This window comes from Streptomyces sp. DSM 116793 (assembly GCF_057320905.1).
The window spans coordinates 1,452,948-1,466,860 of record NZ_CM170494.1; the positions used below are offsets into that span (position 1 = coordinate 1,452,948).

Consider the following 13,913-nt stretch of genomic DNA (forward strand, 5'->3'; position numbering starts at 1 on the left):
CCCACCCGTGGCGCCGAGGTCACCACCGCGGCGCACCGTCACAGCCGTGGCGCGACCATGGTGAACCGAGCGTTGACCTGCGCGTGGACGTACTGCCGCTGCGGCTGGAGGTCCAGGGGCGCCGCCTCGCCGCCGGGGGCGCCTGCGAACGACGAGGTGGGCATGCTCCGGTGCACGCCACCCTGCGCCCCGTACCCCACCGGCTGCTCGGCACCGATGTCGGCGATCTCCACCAGGGCCGCGAGTTCCGTGCCCAGCGCCTCCGCGTACTCGCGGGCGCGCTGCACCGCCTCCCGCACCGCCTGCTGGCGGGCCTCGCGGTGCGCGGGCGAGTCGGGTCGGAGTGCCCACCAGGGTCCCTCGACCTGGGTGAGGTCCTGGTCGGCGAGGCGACTGACCAGTTCACCGAGCGCGGTGAAGTCGGCCAGCGTGACACCGGTGCGGACCCGGCCGTGGTAGGCGCGGACCCGTTCGCCGCGGCCGTGCCTGGCGAGTTCGGGGCTGACGGAGAAGGCACCCGTCTCCAGCCTCTCCACGACCTCCCCGTACGTCCTGACCAGGTCGAGCACGGCCGAGTTCCGGCGGGTGAGGTCGTCCAGGGCGGCGCGCCGGCTGGTGCCGCGGGCGCCGACGGTGACGGCGATCCGGGCGATCTCCGGATCGCGCTCCAGGTGCGCCTCACCCCGGACGGCGACGCGGGGGGCTTCGGGGGTGCCGTAGGGCACGGGCGGCTCGGCGCCGCCGGCGGGCGGGTGCGTGGTCATGGGGACCACTGTGGCACCGGGCGGCGCGCCGCGCCCCGTTCCCGGGCCCTCCGTCGGCGCCGGCCGCGGGGCCGGACCCGTGCGCCCACGCCGGGGGGCCGGACCGGCGAGCCCGCGCCGGGGGCCGGCGCCGACGGAGGGCCCGGTTCAGCGCTCAGGGGCGGCTCGGCGCGCCCGCCCAGCAACGCGCCCGTCCAGCAACGCACCCGGCTCCGGCTCGGCGCGCACGTCCGGTTGGCGCACTCGGCTCCGGCTCGGCGGTCGGCGCACCCGGCTCCGGCTCGGCGCGCACGTCCGGTTGGCGCACTCGGCTCCGGCTCGGCGGTCGGCGCACCCGGCTCCGGCTCAGTGCGCCGCGTAGCCCCAGGCGTGTGCGATCTCCGTCAGCCGCGGGGGCAGGGTGACGCCGGGTTCCGCGGCGCGGGCGCGCTGGATGCGGCCCGACTTGATGGTGCTGCTCCAGTCCCCCAGCTGGGGCTGGAAGCTCCCGTGGTCCTGGCGGCCGTAGTCGAGCATGCCGCGCTCCCAGGGCACGCCGAGGTGGTCACAGAGGCCCCGGGTGACCTTCTCGGGCTCCGCGGTCAGGTCCTCGTAGGTGACCACATGGGCGTGCAGGTGGCGGCGCGCCTCCTCCAGCTTCTCGCTGTAGTCCAGCACCTCCGTATGGATCTGTGTGAGATCGGGGTCGGCGCGGCGGCGGGCCAGCGAGGTGACGACGGCGGCCGGGTGGCGCAGCAGGATGACATAGCGAGCATTCGGCCAACATCGGTGCAGACGCGGCCATATCAGAGTGTTCGGTGGCGTCTTGTCGACGATGAGGTCCTTGCCGCTGCGCCTCAGCTCCAGATGGAGCAGCCGGTCCCACAGGACGTGCTCCAGCTCGTCCTTGTCGAGCGCCAGCTCCTTCATGGCCTGCGCGGTGAACTCGCGTGCCAGGTGGACGTGGAGGGTGCGCAGGTGCATCTCGTGCGGGGCCCGGATCCGGGTGTGGCTGTTCAGCAGGACCCGCAGCAGGGTGGAGCCGGAGCGCACGGAGGAGAGCACGAAGACCGGCGACTCGACGAGCCGCGGGGCGGGCGGGGCGACATAGCCGGCCGCCCGGTACGGCGCGCCGTCCGCGCCGTCCGCGCCGGGCCCGGAGGGTACGGCGGGGCGCCCGGAGCGCACCCCGGAGCGCAACCCGGGGCTCCGCCGGGGCGGGCTCACCGCCTGGGCCATCAGTCTGCCCCGTCGCCTGAGTCCCTTGCCGAAGTCCGACATGCGAGTGTGCCGCACGCTGGCGCCCCTTCCTGTCACGTACTGCCGTGCTGTACCGGCGATCGCGCACGGTGCGCCGCGCCCGGTGCGCCTCGACCGGTTCCGACCTCCCCCCGTGATCGGCCATCCCAGGGGCGGGAGACGAACGCAAGATGTCCGGCAGACGACCAGCGACCGCCACACGCCCTCACACACCCGCTCCGACCTGCGACTTTCCCCCTTCCTTAATTCTTCATGGGATTCCTGACCGAAGTTTGTGAAAGTCGAGGGAACCCTTGACCTTTATCGAGTCCGGTTTGCCGCTTCTGACGGAAAACACCTGATCCCGAGTCATCGGATCGCAACGCGGCGGGGCTGTCCTCGGGCGGGGTGACTACGCCAGAATCTACGCGCGTTGTCATCTGCATGTTCACGACGAGGAGACGAGATGCCGCTCGACAGAAGGACGTTCCTGGGCCGGTCCGCCGTCACAGGAGCGGGCGTGGCCCTTGCGGGCGGCACCGCCGCGCCGGCGGCCCAGGCCGCCCCGGCCGCGGGCACGGCCACGGACGCCGGGCACCACGGGGACCACGGCGCGCGGCGGTACTCGTTCACCGTGATGGGCACCACGGACCTGCACGGCAACGTCTTCAACTGGGACTATTTCACCGACCGGGAATTCGACGACGCGGCCCACAACGACGTCGGTCTGGCGAAGATCTGCACGCTGGTGTCCGGGATCCGTGAGGCGAGGGGCCGCGGGAACACCCTGCTCATCGACGCCGGTGACACCATTCAGGGCACCCAGCTCTCGTACTACTACGCCAGGGTGGACCCGATCACCGCGGAGCGGGGCCCGGTGCATCCGATGGCGCGGGCCATGAATGCCATCGGCTATGACGCCGCCGCGCTCGGCAACCACGAGTTCAATTACGGAATTCCGCTGCTGCGGAAGTTCGAGGAGCAGTGTGATTTCCCGCTGCTGGGGGCGAACGCCCTGGACGCGAAGACGCAGCGGCCCGCTTTCCGGCCCTATGTGATCAAGAGGCTGCGCACCCCGTACGGGCGTGACGTCCGGGTGGCGGTGCTGGGGCTCACCAATCCCGGCATCGCCATCTGGGACAAGGCGAACGTCTCCGGGCGGATGACCTTCCCCGGCCTGGTGGAGCAGGCGGCCAGGTGGGTGCCCAAGCTGCGGTCGATGGGTGCGGACGTGGTGATCGTCGCGGCACATTCGGGCGCGGACGGCACCTCGTCCTACGGGGACCAGCTCCCCTATGTGGAGAACGCCTCGACACTGCTGGCGGAGCAGGTGCCGGGCATCGACGCGATCCTGGTGGGCCACGCCCATGTGGAGATCCCGCAGCGGCTGGTCGCCAACAAGGAGACCGGGCGGCAGGTCGTCCTCTCCGAGCCGCTGAAGTGGGGGCAGCGGCTGACCCTCTTCGACGTCGACCTGGTGTGGTCGCGGGGGCGCTGGACGGTGGAGCGGGTGGCCGCGCAGGTCCTGAACTCCAACACGGCGGCCGAGGATCCGGCGATCAGGAACCTGCTGACCGACGAGCACAAGAAGGTCGTCGCCTACGTCAACCAGGTCGTCGGCACCTCGAAGACGGCGATGAACACGGCCGAGGGCCCGTACAAGGACGTGCCGCTGATCGACCTGATCAACCGGGTGCAGACCGAGACGGTGCAGGCGGCGCTGGCCGGCGGGCCGTACGCGGACCTGCCGGTGCTGTCGCAGGCGTCGTGCTTCTCCCGTACGGCGCAGATCGCCGCCGGCGACGTCACGATCAAGGACGCCGCCGGGCTCTACCCGTTCGACAACACCCTGGAGGCGCGGCTGATCACCGGCGCCCAGGTGCGCGAGTACCTGGAGTACTCGGCGAAGTACTACGTCCGGACCGCGCCGGACGCGCCGGTGGACCCGGCGAAGCTCACCAACGCCGAGAACACCCCGGACTACAACTACGACGTGGTGTCCGGGCTGACGTACGAGATCGACATCGCGCGGCCGGCCGGCTCCCGGATCGCGAACCTGCGGTTCCAGGGCGCGCCGCTGGACGACTCGGCGCGGTTCGTGTTCGCGGTGAACAACTACCGGGCGGGCGGCGGCGGGAACTTCCCGCATGTGCCGGGCGCGGAACAGGTCTGGTCGAACTCGGACGAGATCCGGAACACGATCATCGCGTGGGTCCAGAAGAAGGGGGTTGTCGATCCTGCGGACTTCGCCTCGGTGGACTGGTGGCTCACGCGTGGTGGGGTGCCGGTGTTCTAGTGCCGTGGCAGGCGACGTTTGCCCGTCAAGGAGCGGCGTCCGGTGCGTGCTCTCGGTGTGCCGGCCGGAAGTCCTCGTACTGGATGTACTTGGGCTTTCGGCCGGTGGTGCCCCCCAGAGGTGCCCCCAGGACACAGCCCCGCCGCCCCTACGGGGTACGTCCTCACGTGCTGGTGAGGCCGAAGGTGGTGAAGGCGGTGCGGCGGGGCAGGGGGTAGGCCTCCTTGCCGGTGAGGGTGTTGAGGATGGCGGCGCCGCGCCAGGCGGCGAGGCCGAGGTCCGGCGCGCCGACGCCGTGGCTGTGCCGCTCCGCGTTCTGGACGTAGATGTGGCGGCCGGCCGCGGCGATCGCCGGGTCGAGCACCAGGCGGTGCTGCTCGTCGATCAGCGGACGGCCCGCGGCGTCCCGGCGTATCTGGGCTGCGATGTCCGCGAGCAGGCCTTCGAGGGAACGCTCTCGGTAGCCGGTGGCCAGGACGACGGCCTGGGTGGTGAGCCGGGAGCGGGTGCCCTGCTGGACGTGTTCCAGGTGCAGTTCGACCTGGCCGAGGGCCACCCGGCCGGCCGTGCGTACCAGCACGCCGGGGGTGAGGACGGCGTCCGGCCAGCCGCCGTGCAGGGTGCGCTGGTAGAGCTCGTCGTGGATGGCGCTGATCGTGTCGGCGTCGATGGCCTTGTGGAGCTGCCACTGGCGCGGCACCAAGCCGTCGCGGACCGGCTCGGGCAGGGCGTGGAAGTAGCGGGTGTAGTCGGGTGTGAAGTGCTCCAGGCCGAGCTTGGAGTACTCCATGGGCGCGAAGGCCTCGGTGCGCGCCAGCCAGTGCAGTCCCTCGCGCCCGGCGGGGCGGTGCCGCAGCAGGTCGAGGAAGATCTCGGCCCCCGACTGGCCCGACCCGATCACGGTGATGTGGTCGGCGGCGAGGATCCGCTCGCGGTGCGTGAGGTAGTCGGAGGAGTGGATCACCGGCACGGCCCGCGCCTCGACCAGCGGCTTCAGCGGCTCGGGCACCTCGGGGGCGGTGCCGATGCCCAGGACGACGTTCTTCGTGTGGGTGCGGCCGGATTCCTCCGCGTAGCCGCCCGGGCCGAGCCGGGTGAAGTCGACCTGGAAGAGGCTCCGTTCGGCGTCCCAGTGGATGCCGTCGACCCGGTGGCCGAAGTGCAGCCCGGGGAGGTTCTCGCTGACCCAGCGGCAGTAGGCGTCGTACTCCGCGCGGCGGATGTGGAAGCGCTCGGAGAAGTAGAACGGGTAGAGGCGGTCGATGCTGCGCAGATAGGCGAGGAACGACCAGGGGCTCGCGGGGTCGGCGAGGGTCACCAGGTCGGCGAGGAAGGGCACCTGGAGGGTGGCGCCGTCGATGAGCAGCCCGGGGTGCCAGTGGAAGGCGGGCTGCTGGTCGTAGAAGACGGTGTCCAGCGCGTCCAGGGGGTGGGCGAGCGCGGCGAGGGAGAGGTTGAAGGGGCCGATGCCGACGCCGACCAGGTCGCGGGGTGCGGTCTCGGTCCCGGGGGCGGCGGCGTCGGCGGGGGCGCCGGACTCCGGTGGGGCGGTGGATCCGGGCGCGGCGGCATGGGTGGACGTCCCGGGTGTGGGGGTGCCGGGTGTGGGGGGTGTCGGGCTCATCGGGGGGCGTGTCCTTCCACCAGTTTCAGGAGTGCGGCGAGGTCGCTCGTGCGGGTGTGCGGGTTGAGCAGGGTCGCCTTGAGCCAGAGCCGTCCGGCGAGGCGGGCCCGGCCGATCACGGCACGGCCCTCGGTGAGCAGCCGGCGCCGGATGTGGGCGACATGGCCGTCGGTGGCGCCGGTGGGGCGGAAGACGACCGTGCTGATCGTGGGCGTGTCGTAGAGCTCGAAGCCGGGGTGCTCGGCGACCAGGCCGGCGAGTTCGCGGGCGTGTGCGCACACCGCGTCGGCGAGGGCTCCGAGGCCGCGCCGGCCGAGGGCACGGGCGGTGACCGCGATCTTCAGGATGTCGGGGCGGCGCGTGGTGCGCAGCGAGCGGCCCAGCAGGTCGGGCAGGCCGGCCTCGGTGTCGTCGTCGGCGTTGAGGTAGTCGGCGCGGTGCCGGAGGGTGCCGGCGTCGTCGGGGTCGCGGACGGCGAGCAGGCCCGCGGCGACCGGCTGCCAGCCGAGCTTGTGCAGGTCGAGGGTGACGGTGTCGGCGCGGTCGAGCCCCGCGAGCAGTGGCTTCATCCCGTCGCTGAAGAGCAGGGGACCGCCGTACGCCGCGTCGATGTGCAGTCGGGCGCCGGCCGCGCCGCACACGTCCGCGATCGCCACGAGCGGGTCGATGAGCCCGGCGTCGGTGGTCCCGGCGGTGGCCGCGACCAGCACGGAGGTGTCACGGGTTCGGGCGCGCAGCACGTCGGCCAGGGCGAGCGGGTCGAGGACCCCGGTGGGCGCGGGCACGGTGACCGGGGTGGGCAGTCCGAGCAGCCAGGCGGCGCGGGGCAGGGAGTGGTGCGCGTTGGCTCCGCAGACGAGCTGGACGGGGGTCCCGTGCCGCTCTCGGGCGAGCAGCAGGGCGAGTTGGTTGGCCTCGGTGCCGCCGGTGGTGACGAGGGCGTCGGGCGCCCGGCACGGGTCGTCCCGCCCCGGGTAGACCTCGGCGGCGAAGGCCCGGGTGAGCAGGGCCTCCAGTGCGGAGGCCGCCGGGGCCTGGTCCCAGGAGTCCATGGAGGGGTTGAGGACGGAGGCGGCGAGGTCGGCGGCGGCGGCCACGGCGAGCGGAGGGCAGTGCAGGTGCGCGGCGCACAGCGGGTCCGCCGGGTCGGCGGCGCCCTCGGCGAGGAGCCGCACCAGCTCGCGCAGGGCCGCCTCGGCGCCGGTGCCGTGCTCCGGCAGCGCGGTGCCCACGGCCTCCCGCACCCGTGCCGCCACGGCCCCGGGGCCGCCGGTCGGCAGGGGGCCGCCGCGCAGCACCGCGCCGTCGTGCAGGGCGTCGAGCACGGTGCCGAGCAACGGCCGCAGCGCCGCGGGGCCTTCGGCGCCCGAGGCAAGCGGCTGCAAGAGGCTCATCGGTGGTCCTTCGAGTGCGCATGGACGGGACCACCAGCCTGTCCGCCGCACCGGCCGTGCCACCCGGAAGTGCGGGCAACCCCGCCCGAAAGAGGGAACGCACTCCGCGGGAAACCCTTTGGTGTGCTAGGGGACGGGTGGGTACCTTCGGCCGGATGAGGCGTGTGGAAGGGCATATGCGGGACGGGGACGGCAGGCATCGCGGGGCCGCGGACGAGGGTGCCTTCGGCGTCGTGGACGGCGTCCGTGTCGACGGTGGCCCGGGCGGGGCGTGGGCCGTGCTGCGGGAGGCCGTGCCCGGTGACGAGGCGGCGCTCGGCGCGCTCTTCGAGGCCTGCGAGGACTGGTTCGTGGCGGCCACCGGGCTGCCGCCGGCGCCCGGTGATGTGCAGAGCCTGTACTACGCCCTCCCCGAGGGCGCGGACCCGGACGGCAAGCGGGTCCTGGTCGCCGAGAGCGGGGGCGACGTGGTCGGTGTGGTGGACGTGGTGCTGCGCCATCCGGCCCCGGACGCCGCCTCGGTGGGCCTGTTCCTGCTGGCGCCCGAGGTCAGGAGGGCGGGTCTCGGGTCGGCGCTGGCCCGGGCGCTGCTGACGCGGGCGGCGGACGCCGGGGTCCGCCGGGTGACGGCGACGGTGCCGGTGGGGTGGCCGGCGGGTGAGGCGTTCCTGAGCGCGCTCGGCTTCGCGCTCGGGGGGCCGGCGGCCGTGCCCTCCGCGGTGGGCAACCGGCGGGCCGGTCCCCGGGAGGCCGCGGCGCGGCGGGCGGAACTGCGCCTGGGGTAGTCCCCGGCGCGGCCCCGCCCCGGCAGGGGCACGGGGAGCTGCGCGCGCGACCACCCACCGACCGGCGGCCCGGAAACGGCAGCAACTGCGCCTCCGGGCCGGTGACGACCCGACGGTCGCGTCGGGACTGGTCACGCCCACACGGCAAAGGCTCCCCCGCTACCTCAAGGGCTCCCCCACTGCCTTGCAGCGTGGGTGGCATCCCGGAAGTGCCCCCAACACACGGCCCCGCGCCCCTGCGTGGCCCAGGGCGCGGCCCCGCCTTGAAGGGGCGGCGGGCGTCAGGGCTCGCGTACCCGCAACGCGCGCTGCAGGTCGTCGAGCTGGTCGGCGAGGCCGCGGCGGAGCGCGGGGAGTGGGTCGGCGTCACGGAGACAGGCCTCGCCGAGGCGGAGCGTCTCCTGCTCCACCGCGTACGCCGGGAACGCGTACCGCGCCGTCGCCGCGGCGATGGCGGGGCCCCGGCGGGCCGCGAGCGCGACGGCGTCGGGGAAGAAGCGGGCCACGTACGGCCGCAGCAACTCCAGCTGCTCCGGCTGCCAGAAGCCCTCCGCCGTGGCGGTGAACAGGTAGTTGGAGAGGGCGTCGCCGGTGAACAGGCTCTCCCACGCGCGGCTCTTGGCGCCCGGATCCGGCAGTGCCGCGGTGCAGCGGGCCGCGCCCTCCTGTCCGCTGGCGCTCGGGTCCCGCTCCAGCTCCGCGGCGATCGCGGCCTCGTCGACGGCGCCGAGGACGGCGAGCCGGGTCAGGACCCGCCAGCGCAGTTCGGGGTCGAGCTCGGGCCCGCCGGGCACGGTGCCGTCGGCGAGCCAGGCGGCGATGGTCTCGGGGTGCTGGGCGACGTCGATGAAGTGGCGCACGGCGATGAGCCTGAGCCCCGGGTTCTCGCCGTCCTCGGTGCGCCTGAGCAGGTCGCGGCAGAGGGCGGTGAGGGTGCTCAGCGCCGCGGCGCGGGCGTCACCTGCGACGTAACGGCCGGCGACCTGCCCGCCGGCGAAGGTCAGTACGCCCTGCACGAGGGCGAGGTCGCTCTCGTGCGGCAGGTGGGCGCGGGCGGCCTCCAGGTAGGCGGCGGGGGCCAGTTCGCCGTCGCGGACCATGTCGCGGGCGGCGTTCCAGATGACGGCGCGGGTCAGCGGGTCGGGCAGCCCGGACAGGCCCTGCACGGCGGTGTCCCAGGAGTCGGGGTCGAGCCGGACCTTGGCGTAGCCGTAGTCCTGGTCGTTGAGGAGGACCAGGGCGGGGCGGGGCCCGTCGCCCTTCAGGCTGGTCAGGCCGCTCTCGGCGGGGAAGTCGTGCTCCCAGCGGGTCCGTGGGACCAGCCGGCCGGGCTCGGCCGGGTCGTGGTCGTAGAGGCCGACGGCGAGCCGGTGCGGCCGGCCGCCGGTGTGCTGGACCTCCAGGGTCCAGGTGCCCCTGTCGCCGTGCACGGCCGGCGTGAAGGTGTCGACGCCGGTGGTGCGCAGCCAGGACGCCGCCCAGGCCGGTATGTCGCGGTCGGTGTGCTGGGCCAGCGAGTCGATGAAGTCGGCGAGGGTGGCGTTGCCGAACCGGTGCCGGGCGAAATGGGTGTTGATGCCGGCCAGGAAGTTCTTCTCGCCGAGCCAGACGACGAGCTGGCGGAGCGCGGAGGCGCCCTTCGCGTAGGAGATCCCGTCGAAGTTGAGCATCGCGCTCTCGGTGTCGTCGACGGCCTCGGGGGCGACGGGATGGGTCGAGGGCCGCTGGTCGGCGTCGTAGCCCCAGGACTTGCGCGCGATGCCGAAGTCGACCCAGGTGTCCGTGAAGCGCGTCGCCTCGGTGAGCGTCTGGTAACCCATGTACTCGGCGAACGACTCGTTGAGCCAGATGTCGTCCCACCAGGTGAGGGTGACCAGGTCGCCGAACCACATGTGGGCCATCTCGTGCGCGACGACCATGGCGCGGGTCTGCCGCTCGGCGTCGGTGACCGCGGAGCGGTAGACGAACTCGTCGCGGAAGGTCACGAGCCCCGGGTTCTCCATCGCCCCGTGGTTGAACTCGGGGACGAACGCCTGGTCGTAGGAGTCGAAGGGGTAGGGCTCGTCGAACTTCTCGTGGTAGCGGTCGAAGCAGGCCCGGGTGATCTCGAACAGCTCGTCCGCGTCGGCGTCCAGGTGGGGCGCGAGGGAACGGCGGCAGTGCAGGCCGAAGGGCAGCCCGCGGTGCTCGGTGCGCACGGAGTGCCAGGGGCCGGCGGCGACGGCGACCAGGTAGGTGGAGATCGGCGGGGTGGCGGCGGCCCGCCAGCGGCCCCCGCCGAGGTGTTCCGTGACGCCGTTGGCGAGCACCTGCCAGCCGTCGGGCACGGTGACGGCGAGGTCGAAGGGGGCCTTCAGGTCGGGCTGGTCGAAGGCGGCGAAGACCCGCTGCACGTCGTGCAGGAAGTGCTGGGTGTAGACGTAGGTCTCGCCGTCGGTGGGGTCGGTGAAGCGGTGCATGCCCTCGCCGGTGCGGGAGTAGCGCATGGCGGCGTCGATCGTCAGCTCGTGCTCGCCCGGGGTGAGGCCGGTGAGCGGCAGGCGGTTGCCGTCGAGCGAGGCGGTGTCCAGGGGCTGCCCGTCCAGGGTGGCGGAGCGCAGCTCGGCCGGCTTCAGCTCGACGAAGGTGTCAGCGGTGTGCTGCGCCGTGCGCACGGTGAACCGGATGGCGGTGCGGGAGTCGAAGGTCTCGTCGCCGCGGGTCAGGTCGAGCTCGATCGTGTACCGCTGGACGTCGAGCAGGCGGGCGCGGGTCTGCGCTTCATCGCGCGTGAGTACGGGCATGGGGACATGCTGCCCGATGGCGGGCGGGCGGCACAGGGTGGGTGCCGCCCCCGGTTTCAGCCGAGCTCCAGGGTGCTGATCGCGAAGATTCGCTGGTCGGCGATGGGGCGGATGGGGCCGGTGTACATGCGGGCCGTCTCGAAGGACGGGGTGAGGCCGAGTTCCTCGGCCATGGCGACGGCCGCCGGGTGGGACTCGGGCACGTCGAGGGCCACGGGGGTGCGGCCGGTGCCCGCGGTGAGGGCGTCGAACAGCGCACGGGCGTCGGCGGGGGTGTCGGCGAACAGCGGGCCGATGCGGTAGGTGGTGCGGGCGGGCCTGATCACGCCGTATCCGGTGAGCCGGCCGTCGGTGACGCGGGCCAGGGCCCGGTGGCCCGGGGCGGTGAGCCACCGGGCGAGGAAGCGGGGCCGGTCGGCGGGGTGGCAGGCGCTGTCGTAGGCGGTGATCGCCTCGGTGCCGAGGGTGGTGGCGGGGACGATGCCGTCCGGCTGGGGGGCGTAGCCGGGCGCGGGGCCGGTGTAGCGGTGGCTGCGGTGGGCGAGGGTGAAGCCGGAGCGGCGGTAGTCGTCCTGCTGGGCGACCACGCCGTCCAGGCCCACGGTGCGGCTGCCGGCTCCGGCCAGCGCGGCGCGCCAGGTGGCGAGGCCGAAGCCGCGGCCGCGCTGGTCGGGGCGGACCAGGTAGAAGCCGAGGAAGGCGTAGTCGGGGCTGTAGCGGACCACGGAGATCGCGGAGACGGGTTCGCCGTCCAGCCGGCCGAGGTGGAAGCCCTCGGGGTCCTGGGCGAAGAAGGCGGGCCCGTCGCAGAGGCCGGGGTCCCAGCCCTCGTCGGCGGCCCACTCCCCGACCACCGCCCACTCGTCGAGCGTGGCGCGGCCGACGGCGAAGTGCCCGGCGGGCGGTGTCACGACGCTTCGCTGGCGAGGGGACGCGGAGCCGGTGCGGCGGCGGCCGGCGGCTGCTGGGCGTCCTCCGCGATCCGTTCGTGGTGCCTGATCACCTCCGCGATGATGAAGTTCAGCAGCTTCTCGGCGAAGGCGGGGTCGAGCTTGGCGCTCTCGGCGAGGCCCCGCAGCCGGGCGATCTGATGGGCCTCGCGGGACGGGTCGGCGGGCGGCAGCCGGTGGGCGGCTTTGAGGTGGCCGACCTGCTGGGTGCACTTGAAGCGCTCGGCGAGCATGTGGACGACAGCGGCGTCGATGTTGTCGATGCTGTCGCGCAGCCGGGCCAGCTCGGCGCGGACGGCGGGGTCGACCGCGGGCGTCGCGGCGCGGGTGCCGTTCTGTCCGGCGTCGGCGCCGTCCTGGGCGGGTGCGGGGATGGGCTCGGCCTGGTTGGCGTTGCTGGTCGTCATGGGTGCAAACCCTAGTCCGTGTGCGTGAACGGCCGGGCGGAGCACGGTGCGGTTCGCCCGGCCGTGGCGTGGCCGGTCGCGGTGAGCGGAGCGCGTTCGGTCGTGCCGGCCGCCGGGCCGCGCCGGCCACCTCGCGGGCGCCGGGGCGCTGACGCCCCGGCGCGACGGAGGCGGGAACGCTCCGGTACAGCGAAGGCGGGAACGCTCCGGCGCGGCCGGGCCGGAGCCTCCTGCGCCCGCCGCGTGGCCCTCCGGTGCGGTGGGGGCGCCGCTCCGGCGGCCGCGGGGGGCCGCGCGGCCCGGCGGCCGCGAGACGGCGGCTCCGGCGTGGCAGGGCGCGCGGTTGCCCTGCGGGCGGGGCCCGGCCGTCTACAGTGGGAAGCGGTGCCGCAGGTGGTGGCGGTGTGCCCCCGTGCCCCGGCGGCAGGTGCCCGGCGGCGCGGCCGGGAGCCGTGGCCTCTGAAGGGGGTTGCGCGTGGCGAACGACGGGCCTGTGGAGCACGGCTTCCCGCACCTGGACATGGTGCGCACGGCGCTCACGGCGCTGTACAGGCGGCTCTCCTACGACACCGTGCACTCCTTCGAGACCAGTGTGCTCCCCGCGGACGTGGCCTTCTGCGACCAGGACGACCTCTATCTGGGCGTGCAGCGGGTGGCGCGCGAGATGGTGCGGCACTACCGGCTGCCGGACGCCCGGGTGATCGTCAGCTTCCGGGAGATGACGCACGCCGCCAATGTGGAGCTGGCCGCGGGCCCCGAGTACTTCATCGAGCTGAACGACCGGTTCCGCACGCATCGCAACGACATCGGCGCCGCCCTGGCGCACGAGGTGATGCACGTGTACCTGCACCGCCTCGACCTCGCCTTCGCCGGCACCCGGGACAACGAGATCCTCACCGACACCGCGGCCGCCTACCTGGGCGCTGGCTGGCTGCTGTTGGACGCGTTCCGCGAGGACGGCGTCTCCTCGCAGAAGCTCGGCTACCTCACCCCGGAGGAGTTCGGGTATGTGCTGGCCAAGCGGGCGCTCGCGTTCCACGAGGACCCGTCGCCGTGGTTCACCAGCCCGCAGGCGTACACGGCGTACACCAAGGGGCTGGCGCTGGCGCGGACCGACGACCGCCAGCCGCCGCTGACGGCGGCCGGCTGGGCCGGCCGCCGGCGGTACGCCAAGGACCGGCGGTACGCCCGGGACCACGGTGTGCCCTATCCACAGGGCGGCCCGTACACGTTCGAGGGGCAGGGTCCGCTGCGGGTGTCGTTCGCGTGCCCCACGTGCCGGCAGCGGATCCGGGTCCCGGTGCGCGGCCGGCTCCGTGCGCGGTGCGGGCTGTGCCGGACGGTGCTGGAGTGCGATACGTGAGCGTGTGCGCACGCGCACGGGTGGCCCTCCGTGGGGGCGCCCCTTCGTAAGGCTCCGCCGCGTGGGGCGCGGCGCCCGAGAGGGGGCGCGGGCGGGCCCCGGTCCGCCGCGGGCGGGCGGGCATTTACGATGGGGAACATGTGTGCACCGGCCAGCCATCTCTGCCTCGCGTTGTTCGCGAGCTCGGCGTGGTGCGTCGACGACGGTCTCTGTCGTCGCTGACCCCCCGGCGGGGCCGGTCCGCGAGGCCCCTGGGGCCGGTCGACGGCCCTCGGCACGGACCCGGAGCGCGCCGCCGCCCTCATCCCCGCTCCCCCCTTTCGGGTACG

The 13,913-nt window shown here is 73.9% G+C and carries 10 protein-coding genes; 3 read left to right on the top strand and 7 right to left on the bottom strand.

Going from position 1 to position 13,913, the window contains the following annotated elements:
• Positions 1-38 precede the first annotated feature (38 nt).
• Complete coding sequence (locus tag ACSMXW_RS06160; RefSeq protein ID WP_485804449.1) at positions 39-764, bottom strand: SIMPL domain-containing protein; 726 nt, start codon at positions 762-764, stop codon at positions 39-41.
• Positions 765-1,109: 345 nt separating this feature from the next.
• Positions 1,110-2,024 (bottom strand): sulfotransferase family protein, encoded by a 915-nt coding sequence (locus ACSMXW_RS06165; RefSeq protein WP_485807842.1) that lies wholly within the window; start codon positions 2,022-2,024, stop codon positions 1,110-1,112.
• A 424-nt stretch (positions 2,025-2,448) separates the two neighbouring features.
• Here ACSMXW_RS06165 and ACSMXW_RS06170 point away from each other — a divergent pair, with 424 nt between their 5' ends.
• Positions 2,449-4,278, top strand: coding sequence for a bifunctional metallophosphatase/5'-nucleotidase (locus ACSMXW_RS06170; RefSeq protein ID WP_485804450.1), 1,830 nt, complete (start codon positions 2,449-2,451; stop codon positions 4,276-4,278).
• A 163-nt stretch (positions 4,279-4,441) separates the two neighbouring features.
• Here the strand turns inward: ACSMXW_RS06170 and ACSMXW_RS06175 are convergent, their stop codons facing one another.
• Together ACSMXW_RS06175 and ACSMXW_RS06180 are read right to left on the bottom strand one after the other, a co-directional pair.
• The gene (locus ACSMXW_RS06175; RefSeq protein WP_485804451.1) at positions 4,442-5,902 is read right to left on the bottom strand and encodes a lysine N(6)-hydroxylase/L-ornithine N(5)-oxygenase family protein; all 1,461 of its coding nucleotides are present in this window, start codon (positions 5,900-5,902) and stop codon (positions 4,442-4,444) included.
• Positions 5,899-7,296, bottom strand: coding sequence for a pyridoxal phosphate-dependent decarboxylase family protein (locus tag ACSMXW_RS06180; RefSeq protein WP_485804452.1), 1,398 nt, complete (start codon positions 7,294-7,296; stop codon positions 5,899-5,901). The genes ACSMXW_RS06175 and ACSMXW_RS06180 overlap by 4 nt, the downstream gene beginning before the upstream one ends.
• Positions 7,297-7,451: 155 nt before the next feature.
• On the opposite strand from ACSMXW_RS06180, the gene ACSMXW_RS06185 reads away from it, so the two are divergent.
• On the top strand, positions 7,452-8,081 hold the full coding sequence (locus ACSMXW_RS06185; protein ID WP_485804453.1) for a GNAT family N-acetyltransferase: 630 nt from the start codon (positions 7,452-7,454) through the stop codon (positions 8,079-8,081).
• 281 nt (positions 8,082-8,362) lie between these two features.
• Here the strand turns inward: ACSMXW_RS06185 and pepN are convergent, their stop codons facing one another.
• From pepN to ACSMXW_RS06200, 3 genes are read right to left on the bottom strand one after another with little or no spacing between them, the layout of a single operon-like run.
• A complete protein-coding gene (gene pepN / locus ACSMXW_RS06190) occupies positions 8,363-10,864 on the bottom strand; it encodes an aminopeptidase N (protein ID WP_485804454.1) in 2,502 nt (833 codons plus the stop codon).
• 56 nt (positions 10,865-10,920) lie between these two features.
• Complete coding sequence (locus ACSMXW_RS06195) at positions 10,921-11,775, bottom strand: GNAT family N-acetyltransferase (RefSeq protein ID WP_485804455.1); 855 nt, start codon at positions 11,773-11,775, stop codon at positions 10,921-10,923.
• Entirely contained in the window at positions 11,772-12,098 is a 327-nt protein-coding gene (locus ACSMXW_RS06200; RefSeq protein ID WP_485807844.1) for a chorismate mutase, read from the bottom strand. Before ACSMXW_RS06200 ends, ACSMXW_RS06195 begins: the two co-directional genes overlap by 4 nt.
• A gap of 598 nt (positions 12,099-12,696) precedes the next feature.
• On the opposite strand from ACSMXW_RS06200, the gene ACSMXW_RS06205 reads away from it, so the two are divergent.
• On the top strand, positions 12,697-13,584 hold the full coding sequence (locus ACSMXW_RS06205) for a hypothetical protein (protein ID WP_485804456.1): 888 nt from the start codon (positions 12,697-12,699) through the stop codon (positions 13,582-13,584).
• Positions 13,585-13,913: the final 329 nt, after the last annotated feature.

Bases quoted from the DNA above. Each gene is read 5' to 3' on its own strand.
- ACSMXW_RS06160 (WP_485804449.1), bottom strand. From the start codon at position 764: ATGACCACGCACCCGCCCGCCGGCGGCGCCGAGCCGCCCGTGCCCTAC.
- ACSMXW_RS06165 (WP_485807842.1), bottom strand. From the start codon at position 2,024: ATGTCGGACTTCGGCAAGGGACTCAGGCGACGGGGCAGACTGATGGCC.
- ACSMXW_RS06170 (WP_485804450.1), top strand. From the start codon at position 2,449: ATGCCGCTCGACAGAAGGACGTTCCTGGGCCGGTCCGCCGTCACAGGA.
- ACSMXW_RS06175 (WP_485804451.1), bottom strand. From the start codon at position 5,902: ATGAGCCCGACACCCCCCACACCCGGCACCCCCACACCCGGGACGTCC.
- ACSMXW_RS06180 (WP_485804452.1), bottom strand. From the start codon at position 7,296: ATGAGCCTCTTGCAGCCGCTTGCCTCGGGCGCCGAAGGCCCCGCGGCG.
- ACSMXW_RS06185 (WP_485804453.1), top strand. From the start codon at position 7,452: ATGAGGCGTGTGGAAGGGCATATGCGGGACGGGGACGGCAGGCATCGC.
- pepN (WP_485804454.1), bottom strand. From the start codon at position 10,864: ATGCCCGTACTCACGCGCGATGAAGCGCAGACCCGCGCCCGCCTGCTC.